This window comes from Bradyrhizobium sp. SRS-191 (assembly GCF_024586915.1).
Classification (GTDB): domain Bacteria; phylum Pseudomonadota; class Alphaproteobacteria; order Rhizobiales; family Xanthobacteraceae; genus Bradyrhizobium.
The window spans coordinates 114,988-138,077 of sequence record NZ_JANBVS010000018.1; the positions used below are offsets into that span (position 1 = coordinate 114,988).

General features: G+C 65.3%; 21 protein-coding genes. 8 read left to right on the top strand and 13 right to left on the bottom strand.

What is annotated here, in order from left to right:
* Nucleotides 1-119: 119 nt before the first annotated feature.
* Nucleotides 120-287 (top strand): hypothetical protein, encoded by a 168-nt coding sequence (locus NLR35_RS26895; RefSeq protein ID WP_257169553.1) that lies wholly within the window; start codon nucleotides 120-122, stop codon nucleotides 285-287.
* Between the two features lie 480 nt (nucleotides 288-767).
* On the opposite strand, the gene NLR35_RS26900 is transcribed toward NLR35_RS26895, so the two are convergent.
* From NLR35_RS26900 to NLR35_RS26940, 9 genes are all read right to left on the bottom strand, one after another.
* Nucleotides 768-1,805: an amino acid ABC transporter substrate-binding protein gene (locus tag NLR35_RS26900; protein ID WP_257169554.1), complete on the bottom strand. Its 1,038-nt coding sequence runs from the start codon at nucleotides 1,803-1,805 to the stop codon at nucleotides 768-770.
* A gap of 66 nt (nucleotides 1,806-1,871) precedes the next feature.
* On the bottom strand, nucleotides 1,872-2,465 hold the full coding sequence (locus NLR35_RS26905; protein ID WP_257169555.1) for a L,D-transpeptidase: 594 nt from the start codon (nucleotides 2,463-2,465) through the stop codon (nucleotides 1,872-1,874).
* 109 nt (nucleotides 2,466-2,574) lie between these two features.
* On the bottom strand, nucleotides 2,575-2,700 hold the full coding sequence (locus NLR35_RS26910) for a DUF2474 family protein (RefSeq protein WP_257169556.1): 126 nt from the start codon (nucleotides 2,698-2,700) through the stop codon (nucleotides 2,575-2,577).
* Entirely contained in the window at nucleotides 2,700-3,710 is a 1,011-nt protein-coding gene (cydB, locus tag NLR35_RS26915; protein ID WP_257169557.1) for a cytochrome d ubiquinol oxidase subunit II, read from the bottom strand. The genes NLR35_RS26910 and cydB overlap by 1 nt, the downstream gene beginning before the upstream one ends.
* The gene (locus NLR35_RS26920) at nucleotides 3,707-5,110 is read right to left on the bottom strand and encodes a cytochrome ubiquinol oxidase subunit I (RefSeq protein WP_257169558.1); all 1,404 of its coding nucleotides are present in this window, start codon (nucleotides 5,108-5,110) and stop codon (nucleotides 3,707-3,709) included. The genes cydB and NLR35_RS26920 overlap by 4 nt, the downstream gene beginning before the upstream one ends.
* A 345-nt stretch (nucleotides 5,111-5,455) precedes the next feature.
* The gene (locus NLR35_RS26925; RefSeq protein ID WP_015663786.1) at nucleotides 5,456-6,067 is read right to left on the bottom strand and encodes a sigma-70 family RNA polymerase sigma factor; all 612 of its coding nucleotides are present in this window, start codon (nucleotides 6,065-6,067) and stop codon (nucleotides 5,456-5,458) included.
* A 240-nt stretch (nucleotides 6,068-6,307) separates the two neighbouring features.
* A complete protein-coding gene (locus NLR35_RS26930; RefSeq protein WP_257169559.1) occupies nucleotides 6,308-7,054 on the bottom strand; it encodes a response regulator in 747 nt (248 codons plus the stop codon).
* Nucleotides 7,051-8,796, bottom strand: coding sequence for a DUF3369 domain-containing protein (locus tag NLR35_RS26935; RefSeq protein ID WP_257169560.1), 1,746 nt, complete (start codon nucleotides 8,794-8,796; stop codon nucleotides 7,051-7,053). Before NLR35_RS26935 ends, NLR35_RS26930 begins: the two co-directional genes overlap by 4 nt.
* Entirely contained in the window at nucleotides 8,766-10,700 is a 1,935-nt protein-coding gene (locus NLR35_RS26940) for a HAMP domain-containing sensor histidine kinase (RefSeq protein ID WP_257169601.1), read from the bottom strand. Before NLR35_RS26940 ends, NLR35_RS26935 begins: the two co-directional genes overlap by 31 nt.
* Before the next feature lie 584 nt (nucleotides 10,701-11,284).
* Between NLR35_RS26940 and ugpB the strand changes: the two genes are divergently transcribed.
* Nucleotides 11,285-12,598, top strand: coding sequence for a sn-glycerol-3-phosphate ABC transporter substrate-binding protein UgpB (gene ugpB / locus NLR35_RS26945; RefSeq protein WP_257169561.1), 1,314 nt, complete (start codon nucleotides 11,285-11,287; stop codon nucleotides 12,596-12,598).
* Nucleotides 12,598-13,551, top strand: coding sequence for a phosphotransferase (locus NLR35_RS26950; protein WP_257169562.1), 954 nt, complete (start codon nucleotides 12,598-12,600; stop codon nucleotides 13,549-13,551). The genes ugpB and NLR35_RS26950 overlap by 1 nt, the downstream gene beginning before the upstream one ends.
* 8 nt (nucleotides 13,552-13,559) lie before the next feature.
* Here NLR35_RS26950 and NLR35_RS26955 read toward each other — a convergent pair whose 3' ends face one another.
* The 4 genes from NLR35_RS26955 to NLR35_RS26970 all read right to left on the bottom strand — a co-directional run bounded on the left by NLR35_RS26955 (nucleotide 13,560) and on the right by NLR35_RS26970 (nucleotide 15,650).
* Nucleotides 13,560-14,036, bottom strand: coding sequence for a hypothetical protein (locus NLR35_RS26955; protein ID WP_257169563.1), 477 nt, complete (start codon nucleotides 14,034-14,036; stop codon nucleotides 13,560-13,562).
* Nucleotides 14,037-14,054: 18 nt separating this feature from the next.
* Nucleotides 14,055-14,480, bottom strand: coding sequence for a hypothetical protein (locus NLR35_RS26960; protein WP_257169564.1), 426 nt, complete (start codon nucleotides 14,478-14,480; stop codon nucleotides 14,055-14,057).
* 105 nt (nucleotides 14,481-14,585) lie between these two features.
* Nucleotides 14,586-15,062 carry a hypothetical protein gene (locus tag NLR35_RS26965; RefSeq protein WP_257169565.1) on the bottom strand — a complete coding sequence of 159 codons (477 nt, stop codon included), beginning with the start codon at nucleotides 15,060-15,062 and terminating at the stop codon, nucleotides 14,586-14,588.
* A 21-nt stretch (nucleotides 15,063-15,083) separates the two neighbouring features.
* Nucleotides 15,084-15,650 carry a hypothetical protein gene (locus tag NLR35_RS26970; RefSeq protein ID WP_257169566.1) on the bottom strand — a complete coding sequence of 189 codons (567 nt, stop codon included), beginning with the start codon at nucleotides 15,648-15,650 and terminating at the stop codon, nucleotides 15,084-15,086.
* A gap of 233 nt (nucleotides 15,651-15,883) precedes the next feature.
* Here NLR35_RS26970 and NLR35_RS26975 point away from each other — a divergent pair, with 233 nt between their 5' ends.
* The 5 genes from NLR35_RS26975 (at nucleotide 15,884) to NLR35_RS26995 (ending at nucleotide 23,086) form a co-directional block, all read left to right on the top strand.
* Entirely contained in the window at nucleotides 15,884-17,173 is a 1,290-nt protein-coding gene (locus NLR35_RS26975) for a caspase family protein (protein ID WP_257169567.1), read from the top strand.
* A 196-nt stretch (nucleotides 17,174-17,369) separates the two neighbouring features.
* Complete coding sequence (locus NLR35_RS26980; RefSeq protein WP_257169568.1) at nucleotides 17,370-18,992, top strand: ABC transporter substrate-binding protein; 1,623 nt, start codon at nucleotides 17,370-17,372, stop codon at nucleotides 18,990-18,992.
* A 123-nt stretch (nucleotides 18,993-19,115) separates the two neighbouring features.
* Nucleotides 19,116-20,129 (top strand): ABC transporter permease, encoded by a 1,014-nt coding sequence (locus NLR35_RS26985; protein ID WP_257169569.1) that lies wholly within the window; start codon nucleotides 19,116-19,118, stop codon nucleotides 20,127-20,129.
* Nucleotides 20,126-21,022, top strand: coding sequence for an ABC transporter permease (locus NLR35_RS26990; RefSeq protein ID WP_257169570.1), 897 nt, complete (start codon nucleotides 20,126-20,128; stop codon nucleotides 21,020-21,022). The genes NLR35_RS26985 and NLR35_RS26990 overlap by 4 nt, the downstream gene beginning before the upstream one ends.
* Nucleotides 21,023-21,271: 249 nt before the next feature.
* Entirely contained in the window at nucleotides 21,272-23,086 is a 1,815-nt protein-coding gene (locus NLR35_RS26995; protein WP_257169571.1) for an ABC transporter ATP-binding protein, read from the top strand.
* The last annotated feature ends 4 nt before the right edge of the window (nucleotides 23,087-23,090 follow it).

Consider the following 23,090-nt stretch of genomic DNA (forward strand, 5'->3'; position numbering starts at 1 on the left):
CATTTTGTCGCAACCCGACGGGCGTTGTGTCGTCGGGCAAATCAGCTGCACAGTCCCGCTCGTCTTGGCCCACAAGAGGGACGCTTCGCGGTCGTCACGAGTGTCGGGCTGATGATGCGATGGCCGCATCGGATCGCAGCGCGCGTGATCGCGCCGACGAACGTTTCCGATGCGGACGTGAAAGCGCGTGGTCCCGGCATCCCGATGCCGATGCCAAGCCGGCGGGGATGATGATCCCGCCGGTGACGGTGGCTAACAAGCCGGACACCGAGGAGAGCGCGCCATAAGCGTTCACCCATCGCGCAGGGAAGGCCGGGCTGCTCCGGCTGAGCCTGTGGTTCTGCCGCCTGCATTTTTTTTGCAGGCGGACCGCAGGTGCCAGTCGGCACCTGGCCTTCCCTGCGCCCTCGATTTGGAGAGGGTGGAGAATTTTGGCATAGCTCGGGCGCGGATGGCGTCGCGAGAAGGAGATGGCTGCGTGCTTGCAATACTGAAGGTGCAGCAGGCGCGGTGCTCATGAATGTGCCCTCTCCCCCAATGCGAAGCGAAGCTTCGCCAGGGTGGGAGAGGGCTACACGAAAGCCAACTACGAGCTCACTCGGGTGAGGGGTTGGCTCAACACATTCAGGTCCGAGCCCGGGGCAACCCCTCACCCGGTTTCGATGCTGCGCATCGAAACCACCCTCTCCCACAAGGGGAGAGGGTGCACCGAGTTCTGCGTGAAATGGAGCAACGATAGGCGGAGATCGGATGAAGAGAGCCGGTTCCTACCTGATCGGCGGCGCGTACTGAATCCCGCCCGCGTTCCACAGCTGGTTCATGCCGCGCGGGATCTTCAGCTTGGACTCGCTGCCGACGTTGCGCTCGTAGACCTCGCCGTAATTGCCGACGTGGCGGATGACGCGCGCCGCCCAGTCCTTGTTGAGGCCGAGATCCTGGCCGTAGGTACCTTCGTTGCCGACCAGGCGCATCACGTCCGGCTTCTTCGACTTCAGCGCCTCGTCGATGTTCTTGGAGGTGATGCCGAGCTCCTCGGCATTGATCATCGCATACAGCGTCCACTTCACGATCATCATCCAGTCGTCGTCGCGCTGCCGCACCACGGGAGCGAGCGGCTCCTTGGAGATCAGATCGGGCAGGATGTCGTGATCGCCCGGCTTGGTCAGCACCAAGCGAAGGGCGTAGAGCTGCGAGACGTCGGCGGTGAAGGTGTCGCACTTGCCGCTGTCATAGGCCTTGAGGACATCGTCGAGCTTCGGCAGCTTGACCTCTTCGTACTTCATGTTGTTGGCACGGAAGTAGTCCGATACATTGAGCGCGTTGGTCGTCGAATCCTGCACGCAGACCTTGCTGCCGTTGAGGTCGAGCGCGGTCTCGAGCTTGCGCGCGCGCGGCACCATGAAGCCCTGGCCGTCGTAATAGGCGACCGCCGGGAAATACAGATCGTAGTTCTGCTCGCGCGCCATCGACCAGGTGGTGTTGCGCGAGAGGATGTCGACCTTGCGGCTCTGCAGCTCCTTGAAGCGCTCATTGGCGTCGAGCGGCACGAACCTCGCCTTCTTCGGATCGTCGAAGATCGCGGCGGCCACCGCGCGGCAGAAGTCGACGTCGAAGCCGGTCCAGTTGCCCTTGTCGTCGGGAATCGAGAAGCCCGGCAGGCCGGCATTGACGCCGCACAGCACCTCGCCGCGGCGGACGGTGCGCTTCAGGGTGCGGGTGTCGTACATCTCATAGGTGACGGCGAGCGCCGCGACGAGCACAGCAACGGCGAGCCCGATCAGCAGGCCGCCTCGGAAAGTGCGCATGATGAATCTCTTTCGGAAAATGTCAGAACAAAGCGATGGCTGAATGTCCGGCGGCAGGCGCCGCCGTCACAGTTCCGGCTTCTGCCGCACCACGACCTTGGTGCCGACGGGCACGCGATCGAACAGGTCGGCGACATCGGCATTCACCAGGCGGAAGCAGCCGGAGGAAATCTTGCTGCCGATGGTCCAGGGCTGGTTGGTGCCGTGAATGCGGTACACGGTGGTGCCCAGATACATCGCGCGCGCGCCCAAGGGATTGCCGGGACCGCCGGCCATGAAGCGCGGCAGATAAGGCTGGCGCTGGATCATCTCCGGCGGCGGCGTCCAGTCCGGCCACTCCGCCTTCTTGGTGATCGACAGCAGGCCCTGCCACTGGAATCCGTCACGGCCGACGCCGATGCCGTAGCGGATGGCGCGGCCGCCCGGCTGCACCAGATAGAGGTGACGCTCGGCTGTGGAGACGATGATCGTGCCCGGCGGCTCATTGGTGCGGAAATAGACGACCTGCTTGCGCCATTCCGGGTCGAGCTCGTAGCCGTCGTCGGCGACGAGACCGGGCTGGTCACCAGGATCCTCGGACTGGGCGAAGCTGTGCGATGTGGACAGCGCCAGCGCGATGATGGCGCTGGTCGCACACAGCAGGCGACGGAAACTCGGCATTCAAAGCTCTCCTCAACGGACCCCTGCGAAGCTTGCCCGATCAAATCCACCCGCCAAATTTCAGGGGCATATTCGACGCAAAGTCAAGCTGAGCGCGGGTCGTCCGCTGTCATCCGAGCTTCATCCAGAGTCGCAACAGGAAGGCGACGGTCCCGACCGTCGCGACGCCGGCCAGCCACAGCGCCACGAACCAGGCGAGGCGCCTGGCGAGTGGCGCGGGCTCGGGAGCGGCCATCAATGATAGCCGGCGTCGTGGCCGACCTTGCCGCGAAACACCCAATACGCCCAGGCGGTGTAGCCGAGGATCAGCGGCACCAGCACCAGCACGCCGGGCAGCATGATCAGCTGGCTGCGCTCGGGGGCGGCCGCCTGCCAGATCGTGATGCTCTGCGGCACGATGTAGGGATACATGCTGATGCCGAGGCCGGCATAGGACAGGAAGAACAGCGCGAGCGCGAGGACAAACGGCCAGACGTCGTGCTTCTGGGCCAGGTTCTTCATCAGCAGCACGGTGACGCCGATGACGGCGAGCGGCACCGGCGCGGTCAGGACGATCGCCGGCCAACTGAACCAGCGCTGCGCATATTGGATCGTCAGCAGCGGCGTCGCCAGGCTGACGGCGGCGATCGCGAGCAGCATCATGAACAACAGCACCCAGCTGATGCGATAGGCCTTGTCGCGCAGGTCGCCTTCGGTCTTGAGGATCAGCCAGGTCGCGCCGAGCAGCGCGTAGCCTGTCACCAGCGACACGCCGGTGAGGATGGAGAACGGCGTCAGCCAGTCCCACCAGCCGCCGGCATAGTGCCGGCCCTCGACATGCACGCCCTGCAGGATGGCGCCGAGCGCGATGCCTTGCGCCAGCGCCGCGACCCAGGAGCCGCCGGCAAACGCAATGTCCCAGAGATTGCGTTGTGCCCGGGTGCGCCAGCGGAATTCGAAGGCGACGCCGCGGAAGATCAGCCCGACCAGCATTGCAATCAGCGGCGCATACAGGGCAGGCAGCAGGACCGAATAGGCCAGCGGAAACGCCGCCATCAGCCCGCCGCCGCCGAGCACCAGCCAGGTCTCGTTACCGTCCCACACCGGCGCCACGGTGTTGGTGATGACGTCGCGATCATGCTTGCCCGGAAACAGCGGGAAGAGGATGCCGAGGCCGAGATCGAAGCCGTCCATCACGACATAGATGAACACGGCGAGCGCGATGATGAACGCCCAGAGGGTGGCGAGATCGACGGCGACGCTCATGATCCCGCTCCCTGCACGACGCCCGCGGCCGGGGTGACGCCGGCCGTGCGGATCGGCGGTTCGCTGCTCGGCCCCCGCTCGCCGGGATGCGGCGGTTCGGCCATCAGGCGCAGGATATACGCCACGCCGGCGGCGAAGATGATGAAATACACGATGATGAAGGCGAGCAGCGAGGTGCCGACCGCGGGCGCAGCCAGTGGCGAGACGGAATCGGCGGTGCGCAGCAGCCCGTACACGGTGAACGGCTGGCGGCCGGTTTCGGTGGTGATCCAGCCGGCCATGACGGCGATGAATCCCGCCGGTCCCATCGCGATCGCGAAGCGGTGCAGGCCGCGATTGATGTACAGCCTCCCGCGCCAGCGCTCCCACAGGCTGAACAGGCCGAGCGCCAGCATCAGCATTCCCAGCCCGACCATGATGCGGAACGACCAGAAGGTGATCGGCACCGGCGGCCAGTCCTGCCGCGGCACGGTGTCGAGCCCGGCCATCGGCGCGTCGATCTGGTGCTTGAGAATCAGGGAGCCGAATTTGGGAATGCCGAGCGCATATTTCAGCTCGCCCTTCTCCTGGTCGGGCCAGCCGAACAGGTACAGCGGCGCGCCGTCCTTGTGGCTCTCGAAATGGCCTTCCATGGCCATGATCTTCACCGGCTGGTGTTCGAGGGTGTTGAGGCCATGCTGATCACCGACCAGGATCTGGAGCGGGGCCACCAGCGCGGCCATCCACATCGCCATCGAGAACATCACCCGCGGTCCCGGCAGATGCGGATTGCGCAGGAGATGCCAGGCGCCGACCGCGCCGACCACCAGCGAGGTCGTGAGATAGGCCGCCAGCACCATGTGGACGAGACGGTAGGGGAAGGACGGGTTGAAGATCACCTTGAGCCAGTCGACCGAGACGAATTGGCCGTCAGCGTTGACGGCGTAGCCGGCGGGGGTCTGCATCCACGAATTGGCGGAGAGGATCCAGAATGCCGAGATCAGCGTGCCCACGGCGACCATGAGCGTGGCGAGGAAATGCAGCTTCGGGCCGACGCGCTTCAGCCCGAACAGCATGACGCCGAGGAAGCCGGCTTCGAGGAAGAAGGCCGTCAGCACCTCATAGGCCATCAGCGGACCGATCACCGGGCCGACCTTGTCGGAATAGACCGACCAGTTGGTGCCGAACTGGTAGGACATCACGATGCCGGAGACGACGCCCATCGCGAAGGCGATGGCGAAGATCTTGAGCCAGTAATTGAAGACATTCAGGTAGACGTCGCGCCCGGTCCACAGCCACAGCGCCTCGAGCACCGCGAGGTAGGAAGCGAGCCCGATCGAGAAGGCGGGGAAGATGATGTGGAAGGTGACCGTGAAGGCGAACTGCGCGCGCGCCAGCTCCACCGCATCCAAACCGAACATCGGCACCGTCCGTCATTGCGGGGCGCTCTGCCCCTCTCGCGCGGACCATTGCACCGGGACAAGGCGATATCAAATGGTCAAATCGCCCTACGCGGTCCCCACAAAAGACGAAGACCCGGCGGGGGCATCCGCCGGGTCTTCGGAGCAACCTTGGAGGTGGGAATTTGCTCGCTCGAAACCGAGTTCAGCTGGGGGACTGAGGCTCGGTCGATGGGGAAAGTTATAGAGGTCGAAGTTTTCGAGGTGATTTCGCCGATCGTTTCAATTGTTTCATTCAGCGAATTTCGTGCGTCGTCGTCTCGTGGAACCCGCCGGGACACCGGCCCCGACGAGGAAGAATGGCGATCAGGCCGCCAGGCTATGAACGCCGGCGCCGCGCAGCAGTTCCGCGAGATGCTTGCGGGCATAGAACATGCGGGTCTTCACCGTCGACTGCGGGATGCCGATGATCTGGCCGACCTCTTCCACGGACTTCTCGTGGTAGTAGATCAGGGTGATGATCTCGCGATGCGCCGGCGACAGCTTGGCGACGCAGGCGCGCAGGATGGCGCTGGTGGTGGAACGCTCCAACGAGGTCTCCGGCGTATCGGAGTCGTCGGCGATCTCGCGGACCTCGTCCTGATCGATGTCCTCGAAACGGCGCTGGCGCAGCGCGGTCAGCGCCTTGAAGCGGGCGATCGACAGCAGCCAGGTCGACACCTGGGAGCGGCCCTCGAACTGCTTGGCAGTACGCCACACGTCCAGGAACACCTGGCTGACGAGGTCCTCGGCGATCGTGGTGTCGCGGACGATGCGCAGGATGAAGCGATAGACCCGCACATTGTGGCGCGCATAAAGCGTGTGCATCGCGGTGCGATCGCCATCGGAAATGCTCTCCAGGAGCATGTCGTCCGTGGTCGCCTGGGCCGCGATGATGCCCTGGCTGGCTGCGGAATTGATGGCAACGACGTTCTGCATGGCACTCTCCCGTTCCGCCGCCCCCTTGCGGCGCTTCGACGGGTGGGATTGTTACGGAGTGCCCGTTTCGGGACGTCTGCACGAAAACAGGAAAATGGTTTCGTCGGACTGCAGAAATGTTTCGTCGGACCGCACATCGCGAAACACTCGTGGCGGAATTGTGCCTTATTCCAAAATGCGGAACTGAATCAGCGGCAAAGGCGCCTCCGGCCGCTCCGCAAGCCCTGTCGGGAAGGTGGTTCAGGCCTTCTCGCCGGCCGGGGAAAACAGGTACCCGCCGCCACGAATGGTGCGGATCACGGCCGGTTTCGTCGGGTCCGGCTCGATCTTGCGGCGGATGCGCATGATCCTGAGGTCCACCGCGCGGTCGAATGCCTCCGCGTCCCGAGCGTTGGCCAGCTCCAACAGCCGCTCCCGCGACAGCACCCGCTTCGGGTTGGCGGCGAACACCTTCAGCAGTCCGAATTCGGAAGCCGTCAGCGGATGCTCGTTGCCTTCGTCGTCGCGCAGCGCCTGGGCGTCGAGATCGAGCCATTTGGTGCCGAACCGCACCAGCTGCGGGTCCGGGGCCTTGGCCGGGGCCGGCTCAGCGACAGCCGCAGCGGCAGCCTTGGCCGGGACGCTGCGGCGCAGCACCGAGCGGATTCGGGCCATCAATTCGCGCAGCTCGCAGGGCTTGGCGACATAATCGTCGGCACCGAGCTCGAGCCCGACGACACGATCGATCGGGCTGGCGGTCGCCGTCAGCATGATGACGGGAATGTTGGTGCGGCCCTTGAGGTCACGGATGATCGAGAGGCCGTCCTCTTCTGGCATGTTGAGGTCGAGCACGACGAGATCGGCGGGGCCGGTCTCGATGGCGCTGCGCAGGCTCTTGCCGCCGTCGCACAAGGTCACGGTGAAGCCGTGCATCTTGAGGTAATCGCCCACCATCTCGCGGGCGGGGGCCTCGTCGTCGACGATGATGATGTGCTGGCTCTGACTCATGACAACTCGGCCGCCGGCAGTGTGATGGTGAAGGTTGACCCCGATCCCGGCCCATCGCTCCTGGCCGTCACCTCGCCACCATGCATGTCGACGATGCGTTTGACAATCGACAGGCCGAGCCCGGTCGAGCTCTCGCCGGCGGTCGGTTTGGCCGACAGCCGCTGGAAGCGGCCGAACAGACGGCCGAGATCCTCCGGCGACAGACCGGCGCCCTGGTCGGTGATGCCGATGATCGTGTTGTCGCCGTCACCGCCGACCTCGACACTGATGCGGCCGCCGATCGGGCTGTACTTGATGGCGTTGCTGAGCAGATTGTCGATCGCCTCGCGAATGCGGTCGATGTCGCACATGGTGGAGAGCTGCGGCGGCGCCGACACCGCGATGACCTGCTGCTTGTTGAGGGCCAGCGGCTGGTTGGCCTCCACGACCTCGTGGATCAGGGCGGCGACGTCGACCGGCTCACGGCGGATGGTGATGTCGAAGGCGTCAGCCATGGCATCCGAGATCAGATGGTCGACCATCGAGGTCAGCCGCTTGGCGGCATCCCTGATATGTCCGATCTGGCTGGTGATGCCGTCAGCCGAAGCGCCCGTCGCGATCAGCTCGGTCAGCATCTCCGTGCGGCCGAGGATGACGCCGAGTGGGTTCTTCAAATCGTGGGCGACGGTGCCCAAAATCTCGTTCTTGAATCCGTTGGCGCGCTGCAGCCGCAGCCATTGCGCCGATAGCCGCCGGTTGGCCTGCATCAGCGCGCGGGTGCGCTGGGCGACGCGGTCCTCGAGCTGGGTGTTGGCCTCATGCAGCTGCTGATAGAGGATCACATTGTCGAAGGCGATCGACAGGCGGCTGGAGAAGATCTCGACCAGCGAGCGGTCGGTCTCGGACAGCGGCCGCTCGGCCTGCAGCAGCACCACGACCTCGCGGCCGGAGCCGGTCCGCAGATACAGCACCGTCTTGTGGTCGGCGAATTCGTTGCTGCGCTGCCTGAAGGCGGCTTCGACCATGTCGCGCAGGTCGGGATCGAGCGATCGCGAGGTGACGGCGCCGGAGAAGCGGCTGTAGCAGCCGGAGCCGGCCAGCACCGAGAAATCCTCGCTCGGGCTGCCGTCGTCGCGCAGCACGAGAATTCCGGCGCAATCGACATTCAGCAGCGAGGCGATCTGCGTCAGCACGCCCTCGGCGAGCCGCTGCATCGACTTGAAGTCATACAGCGTGGAGGCCGCGTCGATGATGATCTCGAGGCCGCGCCGTGTCTGCACCATCCGCTCGAGCTGCTGATAGCTGCGCAGCGCCGCCGTGAGCGAGGTGAACAGCTTGTCGGCCGTGAGCTCGGTCTTGGCCTTGTAGTCGTTGATGTCGTACTGGACGATGACCCGCCGCTCCGGCGCCTGGCCGGGCTGTCCGGTGCGCAGGATGATGCGGACGGTCTCGTTCTTGATCTCGTTGCGGATGTATTCGACGAGCTCGAGGCCGGCGACATCGGTCTCCATGATGACGTCGAGCAGTACCGCGGCGATGTCGCTATGCTCCCGCATCAAGGTGCGGCCCTCGGCCGCCGAATAGGCCGAGAGGATCTCGAGCCCCTGGCCGTTCAGGCTGTAGTCCGACAGCGCAAAGCGGGTGCCCTCATGCACGGCATGATCGTCGTCGATGACGGCGATCTTCCATTTCCGGGCCGGTTTGGCGTCCTCGTCGAAGCCGGTGTCGTCGATCAGGTGGAGGACATCGTCCTGTTCGGCCATTGCGTCGTTCCGTCACCCATTGCTGTCTCGGTGCCGCCCTTGGCGACCCGTGGCATGATAATCCGAAAGGTGGTGCCTTGTCCCTCGCGGGATTCCAGCATCATGCGGCCGCCGAGCTGCTGCGTCACGAGATTGTAGACGATATGCAGCCCCAATCCCGTCCCGCCTTCGTTGCGCCGCGTCGTAAAGAACGGATCGAAGGCCTGACGCTGCACATCCGGGGTCATGCCGGCGCCGTTATCGGCGAAAATGATCTCGATGTCATCCGCGCCGCGCGCCCGTGCCGTGATCGAGATGGTGCCCGCGCGGCCGTCGGCAAAGGCATGGTTGACGGCATTCAGGAACAGGTTGGTCAGGATCTGGCCGTAGAAGCCGGGATAGCCGTCGATGAAGAGGCCCTCGGGGACATCGACCGCAAGCGTGATCGGGGCGCGCTTGAGCACCGGCTTGAGGCTGGTGATGATCTGGTCGGTGGCCTCGCTCAGCACGAAGGTCCGCCGCTCCGCATGCGAGCGGTCGACGGCGACCTGCTTGAACGACTGGATCAGCTCACCGGCACGCTGCAGATTGGCCACCAGCTGCTCGGAGGCGTCGCGCGAGGAGCGCACGAATTCCTCCAGCTGCGACCGGCGCAGGCCACCTTCGGGCGAGCGCAGCGCCGCCTCGAACATCTCGACCCGGCGCGCGAAGCTGGACGCGACCGTCAGGCTGATGCCGATCGGGTTGTTGACCTCGTGCGCGACGCCGGCGACGAGGCCACCCAGCGCCGCGAGCCGCTCGGCGTCGATGAGATTCCGCTGCGCGGCATTGAGCTCGAGCAGCGCGCTCTCGGCCTTTTCCTTTGCCGTGCGCAATTCGTCCTCGGTCTTGCGCTTGGCGATCGCGTTCTCGCGGAAGGTCTCGACTGCGCGAGCCATCGCGCCGACTTCGTCGCGCGCTTCGGTACCCTGGACCTCGCGGTCGTAGTCGCCCAGCATGATCGCGCGCATCGCGGCCATGATCTGCTGCAGCGGCAGCCGGATCGACAAGGCGATCAGCACACCGGCGGACAGAATGATGCCGAGGAAGATCACCGCGATCGAGAGCACGCGGCGGGAAATGTCGCGCAGCGTCTTGTCGAAGGTGGCCTGCGCCTTCTGCTCATGCTGGCGCATCTTCACCGACAGCCCGTCGATCGCGGCGATGGTTTCGGCCTGGCTGGCGTCGATGGTGTTGCGCAGCAGCTCGGTGCGGTTGGTCAGCTGGTCGGTCAGCTTCGAGAAGCCCGCGCGCAGCGCTGCGGTTCGCGCCGACAATCGCTGCAACGCCATGCGTTGCAGATCATTGTCGGCGAGGCCGGACATCACGGGAATGGTCTTTTCGATCGTCTCGATGTTGCGACGGGCGTCATCCGCGGAGGCGGGGGCCAGCGACAGATAATAGGAATTCGCCGCTACCAGCATCGCCGTGAAGGCTTCGCGCGACTTGCCGAGCGAGGGCCAGATCTCCGCATCGCGATGGCCGGTCGCACCCTCGATCACCGAATAGAGCGCGGCGATGTCGCGGCCGGGGCCGAGCACTTCCTCTTCGTAAGTCTTGGAGATCGTCGCCTGCAGGCCGCGCAACTCGCCGAAGCCGTCGAGGAAGCGGACGGTGACGCGCTCGAGCTCCTCGACCGATCCGGACAGCATCGGGTCGGTCGAAGCACGCGTCGTCAGCGTGCCGAGCACGGCTTCACGCAGCAGCAGGATTTCGGCGAACAGCTCCGGGCTCGGCTGATTGATGTAACGGTGGATCAGGTTCTGCAGCCGGCTGGTCTCGCTTTCCAGGAGCGCCAGCACCTTGTCGGACTCGCGCACCTGGCGGACGTCATCCCAGGCGGTTCCCAGCACCTGAGCGCCGTTCCAGATGAGTGCCGCCAGCACGATCACGACGGCCGAGTTCAGTGCGGCGATCGACAGAATGCGCCAGCGGATCGGCACGGCCCGCAGCACGCGGACGATCCGCGCTCGGCCGAGTGTAGCCAGGCTCAGCGGCCGCCCGACGGATCCGCGCTGCTTGGATCCCGCCACGATCGCTACCTCGAGACCGTGGCAGGGAACCATCCGGCCCGCGGGCCATCGCGCCCCGGCCGAGCTGGATGGTGCGGCGCATCGAACCCCGCCGGGACTCCCAGGGCGAGGCTTGAACGGCACGACAATGGCGAGTGGCATCCGACGCCTGCCACGGCCTGCGTCAGCACCGGCGTGGCGTCCACTCTCGAGCTTGACGAAAGACGGGCGCGGTACACAGGCAACAACTTTCCCCTTGATGATGAGGTCGGCCCGGAAACGAAAAGGTTCAACGCAATCCCAGTCAGGTGCTATAAGGCTATTCTGACGCCAAAGCGATACGCGTCAATGGTTTGCCCCAAAGTTGTTGCAGCCATGGGTTGCTGGGCCATGACGGCGGTCCGATTGCGATTTCAGCCCAGACGAATTCTTTGATCGATTTTGGAGACGGCCCGGTGATGGTCTTCTTGCGTTGCCTTTGGATTGCAGTTCTCGTCTGCGCGGCGTTGCCGGCCCACGCTGCGACCGAGATCATGTGGTGGCATGCGATGTCCGGCGAGCTCGGGCGACAGGTCGACAAGCTTGCCGCCGATTTCAATGCCTCGCAATCCGACTATCGCATCGTGCCGAGCTACAAGGGCAGCTACACGGAGACGGTCACGGCCGCGATCTTCGCGTTCCGCTCGCGCAGCCAGCCGGCCATCGTGCAGGTCAACGAGATCGCCACCGCGACGATGACGGCGGCGAAAGGGGCGATGTATCCGGTCTACGAGCTGATGCGTGACGAGAAGGAGAGCTTTTCGCCCTCGGCCTATCTGCCCGCCGTCACCGGCTACTATGCGGATGCCGACGGCAACATGCTGTCGTTCCCGTTCAACGCATCGACCCCGATCCTCTACTACAACAAGGATCGGTTCCGTGCGGCCGGACTCGATCCCGCCGTTGCGCCGAAGACCTGGCCGGAGCTCGGACAGGCCGCCAAGCGGCTGCGTGACCATGGCATGGCCTGCGGCTTCACCACGTCCTGGCCGTCCTGGGTCAACATCGAGAATTTCTCCGCCTTCCACAATCTGCCGATCGCGACGCGTGCCAACGGCTTCGCCGGGCTCGATGCCGTCCTGACCTTCAACAATCCGCAGGTGACGCGCCACATCGCCCAGCTCGCGGAGTGGCAGAAGAGCAAGGTGTTCGACTATGGCGGTCGCGGGCAGGCCGCCGAGCCGCGCTTCCAGAAAGGGGAGTGCGGGATCTTCATCGGATCTTCGGCGACGCGCGCCGACATCAAGGCGAACTCGAAGTTCGAGATCGGCTACGGGATGATGCCGTATTGGCCTGACGTCGCGGGGGCGCCGCAGAATTCCATCATCGGCGGCGCGACGCTGTGGGTGCTGCGTGACCGTCCTGCGGCCGAGTACAAGGGCGTCGCAAAGTTCTTCGCCTACCTGTCGCGGCCCGACATCCAGGCGGCCTGGCACCAGAACACGGGCTACCTGCCGATTACCCAGGCGGCGTTCGACCTGACCCGCGCGCAGGGCTTCTATGACCGCAATCCGGGAACGGCGATCTCGATCGAGCAGGTGACGCTGCATCCGCCGACGGAAAACTCACGCGGACTGCGGCTCGGCTCTTTCGTGCTGATCCGCGATACCATCGAGGACGAGATGGAGCAGGCGTTCAGCGGCCGCAAGCCGGCGCAGGCGGCGCTCGATGCTGCGGCCGAACGCGGCAATCGCCTGCTGCGGCAATTCGAGCGCGCGAGCCCGGACCGCTGATGGCAGGGTTGCCGGATGTCGCCGATGCCGCGCAGTTGCGGCGCCTGCGTTCTGATTCGGCAAGCTGGCTGCTGGCCGCGTCAGATATCGTCAGGTCCCATGGCTATGGCGCAACGCGGCTCGTGCCGTTCGATGCAGGCACAAATCTGGTCGCCTCGCTCGGCGACCGTGCGATCCTGAAGATCTTTCCTGCTCTCCTGCGTGGTCAGTTCTTGTCCGAGCGGGCGACGCTGCCGGCGGTTTTCCGGCGCCTTGCCGACGTCGCGACGCCCGAATTGCTTCACGAGGGCGAGCGCGACGGGTGGTCCTATCTGATCATGACGCGGCTCGACGGTATTCCTGCATCCGATGTCTGGCCGCAACTGGGGGAGCCTGGCAAGGAGGATCTGCTCCGGCAGCTCGGCCGCCTGATCGCCGATGTGCAGCGTGTGCCGTCGGGCAGTCTGCTGGAGCTCGGCCCGAGCTGGTCCGACTTCCTGCAGACGCAACTCACCGGAGCTCGTGATCGCCATCAACGGCTCGGCCTGCCGCCGCCGCTGCTGGCGCGACTGGATGATCTGCTGCAGGAGGCCGCCGTTCTGCTGCCTCGCAATCCCGATCCGGTCATCCTGACCGGCGAGTACATTCCGGAGAATTTCCTCGTCGCCCGCGACGGTGAGGGCTGGCGCGTGAGCGGGCTGTTCGACTTCGGCGACGTGATGACCGGGTTCGGCGAATACGACCTGCTCGGCCCCAGCGCGTTCATGGCCGCGGGTCATCCCGGACGCGTGCGCGCGTTGTTCGACGGCTACGGCCTCTCGCCTCGGGATATCGCCTGGCAGCTGAAGCGCCGGCTGCTCGCGCTGATGCTGTTGCACCGGGCCAGCGACCCCGTTCGGCACATCTGCATTCCGGACTGGCCGGCCAGAGTCCGCAGCTTCGACGAGCTGCAGGCGCTGATCTGGCCGGATTGAAACGCGGCTCAGCCTTTGGCCTGGATCAGCTTGGCGGCGCGCGCCAGCACGTCCGACACGGCCGCCAGGCCCGATCCACCGCCGGCGCCGCCGCCCCAGCCCGTGAGGTAGCCGCCACCGAGTGCACGAACCTTCGCGAGCGCGCCGGACACCAACGCCCGGCACTGCGTGACCGCCGACAAAGCCTGAGCCTTCGTCGTTGCCGCACGCAGCCCGGCTGCGGCATTGCTGAGCGCCCGGCGCGTCTCAGCTACACCGGGCGCAGTGATCTCGCTGCTCAGCCTGTCGAGCACGTTGGCGATGCAATCATACAATGCCTTTCCCGTGTTGGCGGAGCAGGCCGCGAGACCCCCATTCGCAGACACCGCTGCCGCGGCCATGCCGGCGTCGGCGCGCGCAGGCGTGCCGGCGACAGAGCTGAGCACCAGCAATGCCGCGATCACCGTCAGCAGGTGGAGAGGGGATAATCGTCGCAGAGCGGGCATGTTCGTTTCTCTGCTGCGTCAGCCTTTGCTCTGGATGAGCTGGATCGCGCGCGACAGCACGCTGGAGATCGAGGTCAGGCCAGTGTCACCCCACCCGGGGACATAGCGGTCGCCGGCCGCACGCACCTGTTTCAGGGCTCCCGATATCACCGACTGGCAACGCGCGATTGCAGAGATCGCCTGACTCTTGGAGGTCGCCGCGCGCAAGCCGGCGGCGGCGGTCTGTAACGCGCGCTGCGTTTCCGGCACGTTGGCGGCACCGATGCTGGAGGCCATGCGGTCGAGCACGTCGGCGACGCAGTTGTAGAGGTCCTTGCCCTTGTTGCTGCTGCAGGCCCCGAGACCGCCGACCGCCGTCGTCGACGCTGCATTGAGGATGGCCGACGCCATGACCGGCCGCAGCGGCAGGGAGCCGATGAGCATCGCGAGCGCCAGCGTCGCCATCAGCAGCCAGCGTCGCGGTCGCACCATGGACCTGCCGAGCGCTTCGTCGAAAACATTCCCGATCGTCATATCGTGCCCCTCACATGATGGCTCAGCCGCTCAGCTTCAGCCCTTGCTCTGAACGAGCTGGATCGCGCGCGACAGCACGCCCGAAATCGCGCTCAAGCCGGCATATTCGCCACCGGAGGCGCGCAGCCGTTGGATCACGGCGGATATGGCTGCCTTGCAGCGCGATAGAGCCGAGATGGCCTGCGGCCTCGACGTGGCGGCGCGCAGTCCCTCGGACGCCGCCTGCAATGCGCGATGGGTCTCGGGGACGTTGATGGATGCAATGCGTGAGTTCAGCCGATCGAGGACGTCGGCAACGCAGTTGTAGAGATCCTTGCCCTTGTTGCTGCTGCAGGCATTGAGCCCGCCGACGGCCTCGTTGGACGCCGCGATCAAGGCGCCCGACGCAGCCGCCGGCCGCACGGGCAGGGAGCCAACGAGCATGATCAGCGCCAGCATCGCCATGAAAAGCCAGCGTCCCGGTCGCGTCGCGGACCTGCCGGGCATCGTCTCGGAAATACCGGTGATCGTCATGTCGTCCCCCTGCTTTGCCGCTCAAGGAGCGGCTGATGGCATGATGGCGTTGCCCACGATGAATTCGCATGGCACCGTCATCATCTTCGGGTCACCCTTGAGCGCAAACAGCCTCTCCCAATGTGACTTGCGGCACACGACGCCGCTTGGTGCGTCCTCGACGATGACGACGGCATAGAGCCGGTCGCGCTTCTCGAAGGCCTTGAGGCTGGTGTCGTCGGGAAACGTCTGCAGCAATGTCAGGATGCCGTGGCCGCTGTCGCTGTCGGCGGCGATGCCGGCAATGCCGCTGACCATGCGCGGCTTGCCGTTCTCGATGGAAGCGCTGATGAAAACGCCCTCGACCATCGTGCTGCGCAGGATCTTCTGCTTGATGAAATCGGTACCCAGCTCCGGGCTCGCGCGCAATCTGTTCTTCAACGCAGGGGAGAAGAACAGTTTGTCCGTTCCTCCTCGGAAGACGATGGTCGTACCCTCCGGGCCGCCGGCCAGCAGGTTCTGGAATTCGCGACCGCTCAAGACCTCGGCGGTTGCCGAGGCACTCCACAGCAGGAAACTGATCGACAATATGATGGCAGATCGCGACATCGGGGCGCTGCGAAAAGGAAAGACCGAAGCGGATCATACGTGCCGTCTGCCGTCAATTCGATGATGGTGGTGGGCTGCCGGCGCTTCGGTATAATGCGAACATGCGAACAACATTTTTCCGGCAGCCGGTCCGGCTTCTCCTGTCTCTCGCTTTGTTGCTCGTCTTTCACGGGCTGGCGTCCGGCCTTGCTGCGGAAGCTCCGCGCAAGGCGATACCGGGTTCGGCGCCGCGCGTGGCGCTCGTCATCGGCAATGCCGCCTACGCCCGGCTGAGGCCACTCGACAATCCGGGCAAGGACGCCGACCTGATCGCAGACAAGCTGCGAAAGCTTGGCTTCGAGGTGACCCTGAAGGCCGATCGCGAGCTGAAAGCCATGGGCGAGGATGTCGAGGCGTTTGCGCAGGCGATCAAGCAGCGCGGGCCGGACGTTGTGTCGGTCTTCTACTATGCCGGCCACGGCCTGGAGAGCGATGGCATCAACTACCTGGTGCCGGTGGATGCGGAGATCAAGCGTAAGGCCGACATTGCGGGCCACGCCGTCAGCGTCAAGCGGATCGCGGACCGGCTGTCCTCAGCCGGCAATCGCGTGAACATTCTGATCCTCGATGCGTGCCGCGACAATCCGTTCCCTGAAGGCGCTGCGCCGGCCAGTGCCCTGCTCGGGCTGGCGCCGATGGGGGCGGTCTACGGCGCCTTCATCGCGTCGGCCACCGGCTCCGGCAAGGCCGCCTTCGACGGCGAGAATGGCCACAGCCCCTACACGCTCGCGCTCGCGCAGGCGATCGGCGCTCCCGGCGAAAAGCTGGAGGACGTCTTCAAGAGCGTCCGGCGCCAGGTGCGTCTGGCAACCGCCGAGCAGCAGATCCCCTGGGAGTCGACCTCGATCGAGGCGGACTTCTACTTCGTGCCGCCGGCGCCGCCGCCGAGCCCTGCAGCGCAGCTGTTCGCGGCGGCAACCGAGACGGACAACCCGGCCTTGTTCGAGTTGCTGGTCGACCGCTTTCCCGGGAGTGAGGAGGCCGCGCGGGCGCGTAACGTTCTGGCAAAACGCCAAGCGGCGCGCGCCGATCAGAAGCAGGCAGGGACATCCTCCGCGGCTGAGGTGCTGGCGAGGGCCCGACAGGTCCGAAGCCCGGATGCGTTCGACCTCGTGGCGTCGCTGTTTCCCGATTCGCCCGAAGCGGCCGAGGCCCGCGCTTCAGCGTCTCGGCTCCGCGAAGCGGCCGTGCTGGACAGCGCCGGACCGACATTCGACGGGCGCGAGCTGATTTCCCGCCTGCAGGAGGAGCTGACCCGGCTCGCCTGCGCTGGCGCCCCGGCGAGCGGGGTCTTCGACGCGCCGACGGTGAGCGGCCTGCGGCGGGCGTCACTGCTGACTGATGAGCACTATCTCTGGCATCGGCCGACAATGGCGGCGCTGCGCGCGCTGAGAAAGATCGATACCGTGGACGGTTGCGCGCGCCAAAAGGTCGCGGCGAGCCCGCGGTGCTCACGGATCAACAATGAGGACTTCTGTCCGTAGCGTCGCCGTGATGCCGACAGCGGGGACTGCTGCTCATAAGATAATCAAATCTCGCCATCTGTATGCAATGGGGCGGCGGGCCCACGTCGGCCATTTCTGAAAATAGCGGCATCTTCAAAGGCTTGGCTCCCCAGCGCGGTTTGGCACGAAGCTTGCGAAATCACCTCCTGCCGGTCGTACTCCGTGGGAGCATTTGATGAAGCGTCGCGATTTTCTGAAATCCGTCTCTGGTCTGGCCGCCGGCGCCGCGCTGCCGATGGCGCCGGCGGTGATGTCCTCCGCCAAGGCCGATGCGCGGTCCGAGACGCTGCTGATCGTGTCCGAAGGCGGGCCGAACAATCTCGACATCCATGGCGTCGGCACCAACGTGCCCGGCTACGAGGTGTCCTGGAATTGCTATGACCGCCTGATCGGCCACGAGATGAAGAGCGGCCCGGGCGGCGTGCCGTACTACGACCGCGACAAGTTCAGGCCCGAGCTCGCCGAGGACATGACCATCGGCGACATGTCCGCGACCTTCAAGCTGCGCAAGAACGCCAAATTCCACGACGGTACGCCGGTCACGGCCAAGGACGTCAAATGGTCGCTCGACCGCGCCGTCAGCGTCGGCGGCTTCCCGACCTTTCAGATGAGCGCGGGATCGCTGACCAAGCCGGAGCAGTTCGTCGTCGTCGATGACTACACCGTGCGGGTCGACTTCCTGAAGAAGGACCGCCTGACGATCCCAGACTTGGCCGTCATCGTGCCCTGCGTCGTCAATTCCGAGCTGGTGAAGAAGAACGCAAGCGAGAAGGACCCCTGGGGCCTCGAATACACCAAGCAGCAGACGGCGGGCTCCGGCGCCTACAAGGTGACGAAGTGGACCGCCGGCACCGAAGTCATCATGGAGCGCAATGACGACTGGGTGTGCGGGCCGCTGCCGAAGATCAAGCGGGTGATCTGGCGCATGGTGCCGCAGGCCGGCAACCGCCGCGCGCTGCTGGAGCGCGGCGATGCCGACATCTCCTATGAGCTGCCGAACAAGGACTTCCAGGAGATGAAGTCGAACGGCAAGCACACCGTGATCTCGCTGCCGATCTCGAACGGCATCCAATACATCGGCATGAACGTCACCAAGCCGCCGTTCGACAATCCCAAGGTCAGGCAGGCGCTCGCCTATGCGATGCCGTATCAGAAGATCATCGACGCGGTGATGTTCGGCCTCGCCAACCCCATGTTCGGCGCGCCCGCCGACAAGGCCACGGAAGTCGCATGGCCGCAGCCGACGAAGTACTTCACCGACATGGAGAAGGCCAAGGCGCTGCTGGCCGAGGCCGGCTACGCCCAGGGCTTCGAGACCACGATCTCCTTCGATCTGAACTTCGCGCAGGTCAACGAGCCCTTGTGCGTGCTGGTGCAGGAGAGCCTTGCCCAGCTCGGCATCAAGACCACCATCAACAAGGTGCCCGGCGCCAACTGGCGCACCGAGCTCAACAAGAAGGAGATGCCGCTCTTCACCAACATCTTCTCAGGCTGGCTCGATTACCCCGAATACTTCTTCTACTGGTGCTATCACGGCAACAATTCCGTGTTCAACACGATGAGCTACAAGTCGCCGGAGATGGACAAGCTCATCAACGGCGCCCGCGACGCCGCCGCGACCGGCGACAAGGCGGCGTACGATGCCGACGTGAAGGGGTTCGTCGACCTCGCCTTCGCCGATGTACCGCGCATCCCGCTGTATCAGCCGTTCGTCAACGTCGCGATGCAGAAGAACATCTCCGGCTATCAATACTGGTTCCATCGCCGGCTGGACTATCGCGCGCTGGTGAAGGGATGAGAACGGCGAGTGGCGAATGGGGAGTAGGGGAATGGTGAAAGACGGGGCGGAGCTCAGGCGGGGAAGCCGCTATTCGCCATTCGCTGTTCGCTATTCGCCGGCGCGCCACGCGGAGGGTCCGGCATGATCGCCCTCATCGCCAAGCGCCTCGCCTTCGCTATCCCCTCGCTGATCGGCGTGGTAATCGTCACCTTCCTGCTCACCCGCGCGCTGCCCGGCGATCCCGCTGCGTATTTCGCCGGTCCGGCCGCGACAAAAGAGGCGGTGGAGCAGATCCGCAAGAAGCTCGGCTTCGACAAGCCGCTGGTCGAGCAATTCTTCCGCTACACCGTCGATCTCGCGCATGGCGATCTCGGCAGCTCGCTCACGACGGGGCAACCGGTCGCCACCGAGATCCGCAACCGTCTGCCGGCTTCTGCGGAGCTGACGCTGCTCGGGCTCCTCGTCTCGGTCGCGATCGCGCTGCCGCTCGGCGTGCTCGCGGCGACGCGGCCGGGATCATGGATCGATCACACCTGCCGCGTTGTCACCACGGCAGGCGTCTCGCTGCCGGTGTTCTTTACCGGCCTGGTGCTGGTCTATGTGTTCTACTTCCGGCTCGGCTGGTCGCCGGCGCCGCTCGGCCGGCTCGACGTGTTCTACAGCGCGCCGAACAACGTGACCGGATTCTATCTGATCGACGCGCTGATCGCGGGTGACGGCGAGGCGTTCCGCTCGGCGCTGAGCCAGCTGATCCTGCCGGCGGCGACGCTCGCGATCTTCTCGCTGGCGCCGATCGCGCGCATGACGCGGGCCTCGATGCTTTCGGTGCTGTCGTCGGAGTTCGTCCGCACGGCGCGCGCCTCCGGCCTGTCGCCCTCGACGGTCACGGTGACCTACGCGTTTCGTAACGCGATGCTGCCGGTCATCACGACGCTGTCGATGGTGTTTTCCTTTCTGCTCGGCGCCAACGTGCTGGTGGAGAAGGTGTTCGCCTGGCCGGGCATCGGCTCCTACGCGGTCGAGGCGCTGATCGCCTCCGACTTCGCGCCGGTGCAGGGCTTCGTGCTGACCATGGCCGTGATGTACGTCGTCCTCAACCTCGTCATCGACATTCTCTATGGCGTCATCGACCCCCGTGTGAGGCTGGAAGGATGAGCACTGTCGCGCCGACTCTCGAACCCGCCGCCAACAGCACGTCCGGCGTGATGGCCCTGATCGGGCACACGCGTTATGTGCTCGCCGAAAACAAGGTCACGGGCTTTGCCTTCGGGCTGCTGGTGATCATCCTGTTCGCGGCGATCTTCGGGCCCTGGATCGTGCCGTATGATCCACTGGCCAGCGACACCGCGTCCGCACTGAAGCCGCCCTCGGCGGCGCACTGGTTCGGCACCGACCAGCTCGGCCGCGACATCTTCAGCCGCGTCGTCGTCGCGGCCCGGCTCGACACTTTCATCGCGGTCGCCTCGGTCGCGCTCGTGTTCTTCATGGGCGGGCTCGCGGGCGTCGCCGCCGGCTTCTTCGGCGGTTGGACCGACCGCATCGTCGGCCGTATCGCCGATACCATCATGGCGTTCCCTCTGTTCGTGCTGGCCATGGGCATCGTCGCCGCGCTCGGTAACACCGTGCAGAACATCATCATCGCCACCGCGATCGTGAACTTCCCGTTGTATGCCCGCGTCGCGCGGGCGGAAGCCAATGTCCGCCGCAATGCCGGCTTCGTGCAGGCCGCGCGGCTCTCGGGCAACAGCGAGCTGCGCATCCTGCTCGGCCACATCCTGCCCAACATCATGCCGATCATGATCGTGCAGATGTCGCTGACCATGGGCTACGCGATCCTCAATGCCGCCGGCCTGTCCTTCATCGGCCTCGGCGTCCGGCCGCCGACGGCGGAATGGGGCATCATGGTCGCCGAGGGCGCGTCCTTCATGGTGTCGGGCGAATGGTGGATCGCGCTGTTTCCCGGCCTCGCGCTGATGATCGCCGTGTTCTGCTTCAACCTGCTCGGCGACGGCCTGCGCGACATCGTCGATCCGCAGCGCAGGACGTGAGGCGATGGACGCGAGCTGCGCGGCTGGATCCTCCTTAACCTCTCCCGGCTTGCGGGGGCGCGACGAGCTGCGCTCGCGCTGTGAGGTCGGATTGCATCGGAGATGCAATCCGGGTGAGGGGGTACAGGTCTCTCAACACGCATCACTGGGTGTGGCAGCCCCTCACGCCAGCCCTCTCAGCGCGAGCGCAGCTCGTCGCGTCCCTGTAAGAACGGGGAGAGGGAGCGCACCAGACATGCGGAGCCGTTCATGACCGCCCAGCCGCTGCTCGACGTTCGCGATCTCACCGTCGAATTTTCCACCAGGCGCGGCATCGTCAAGGCGGTGCAGCATGTCGACATCTCCGTCGCCAAGGGCGAGACGCTGGCGATCGTCGGCGAGTCCGGCTCGGGCAAGTCGGTGACGTCCTACGCGGTCATGCGCATCCTCGATCGCGCTGGCCGTATCGCCGAGGGCTCGGTGATGTTCTCCGGCGTCGACGTCAAGGCGGCCGAGGAAAGCACGATGCGCGACCTCCGCGGGCGCGAGATTTCGATGATCTTCCAGAATCCACGCGCGGCGCTCAACCCGATCCGCAAGGTCGGCCAGCAGATCGAGGACGTGCTGAAGCAGCACGCGCAGGCCGCTGCCAGCGATCGCGCCGAGAAGGCGATCGCCGCGCTGGAGCAGGTCAAGATCGCGCGCCCGCGCGAGCGCTATCACGCCTATCCGTTCGAACTGTCCGGCGGCATGTGCCAGCGCGTGGTCATCGCACTGGCGCTCGCCTGCAATCCGCAGCTCCTGATCGCGGACGAGCCGACCACGGGTCTCGACGTCACCACGCAGAAGGCGGTGATGGATCTCGTCGTCGAGCTGACCAAGAGCCGGGGCATGTCGACGATCCTGATCACGCATGATCTGGGTCTGGCGGCCGCCTATTGCGACCGCGTCGTCGTCATGGAGAAGGGCCGGGTGGTCGAGACCGCCAAGGCCGCCGACATCTTCGCCAACCCGCAGCATCCGTATACGCGCAAGTTGATGCGCGCGACGCCGCGGCTCGGCGTCTCGCTGCGTGAGTTGCTGCCGGAGGAGGAGGCGTCTGCATCAACTCACACAGCTTCCGTCATGGCCGGGCTTGACCCGGCCATCCATCCGCTCGCGCAAGAGTCGTCCGGGAAGATGGACCCCCGGGTCAAGCCCGGGGGTGACGAGCGGAGGGGGGACGACGAGCGGAGTGCGAGCAGCAGCAGGCCACTTCTCCTCGTCGACAAGCTCGTCAAGGAATATCCTCGCCAGGGCGCCTCCGCGACCTTGTCGAAACTGTTCGGCCGCAAGCCGGCGATCGAACCCGAGATGTTTCGCGCCGTCGACGGCATCAGCTTCACGGTCGGCCATGGCGAGAGCGTCGGCCTCGTCGGCGAGTCCGGCTGCGGCAAGTCGACGACGTCGATGATGGTGATGCGTCTGCTCGACCAGACCTCGGGCCGCATCAGCTTCGACGGCGAGGAGATCGGCAACATCCTGCCGCAGGCGTTCGCGCGGCTGCCGCTGCGCAGCCACATCCAGATGGTGTTCCAGGATCCGACCGACAGCCTCAACCCGCGCTTCACGGCGGCGCGCGCCATCGCCGATCCGATCCTGCAGCTCGGCGAGATCAGAGGCCGTAACGCGCTGCGTGCGCGCTGCGAGGAGCTCGCGACCATGGTCGGCCTGCCGCTGAACCTGCTCGACCGTTTTCCGCACCAATTGTCGGGCGGCCAGAAGGCCCGCGTCGGCATCGCGCGCGCCATTGCGCTGCACCCGAAGCTCGTCATCCTCGATGAGCCGACGGCCGCGCTGGATGTCTCGGTGCAGGCGGTCGTGCTCAACCTGCTGCAGGACCTCAAGCAGAAATTGGGCATGAGCTATCTGTTCGTGTCGCATGATTTGAACGTGGTGCGGCTGTTGTGCGATCGTGTGATCGTGATGCGGTCGGGTCGAATCGTCGAGGAGGGCACGTCCGAACGTGTGCTAGGTGATCCACAGGACGCCTATACGCGTGAGCTGCTGACGGCGATTCCGCATCCGCCGCTACCGGCGCATTGAGGAG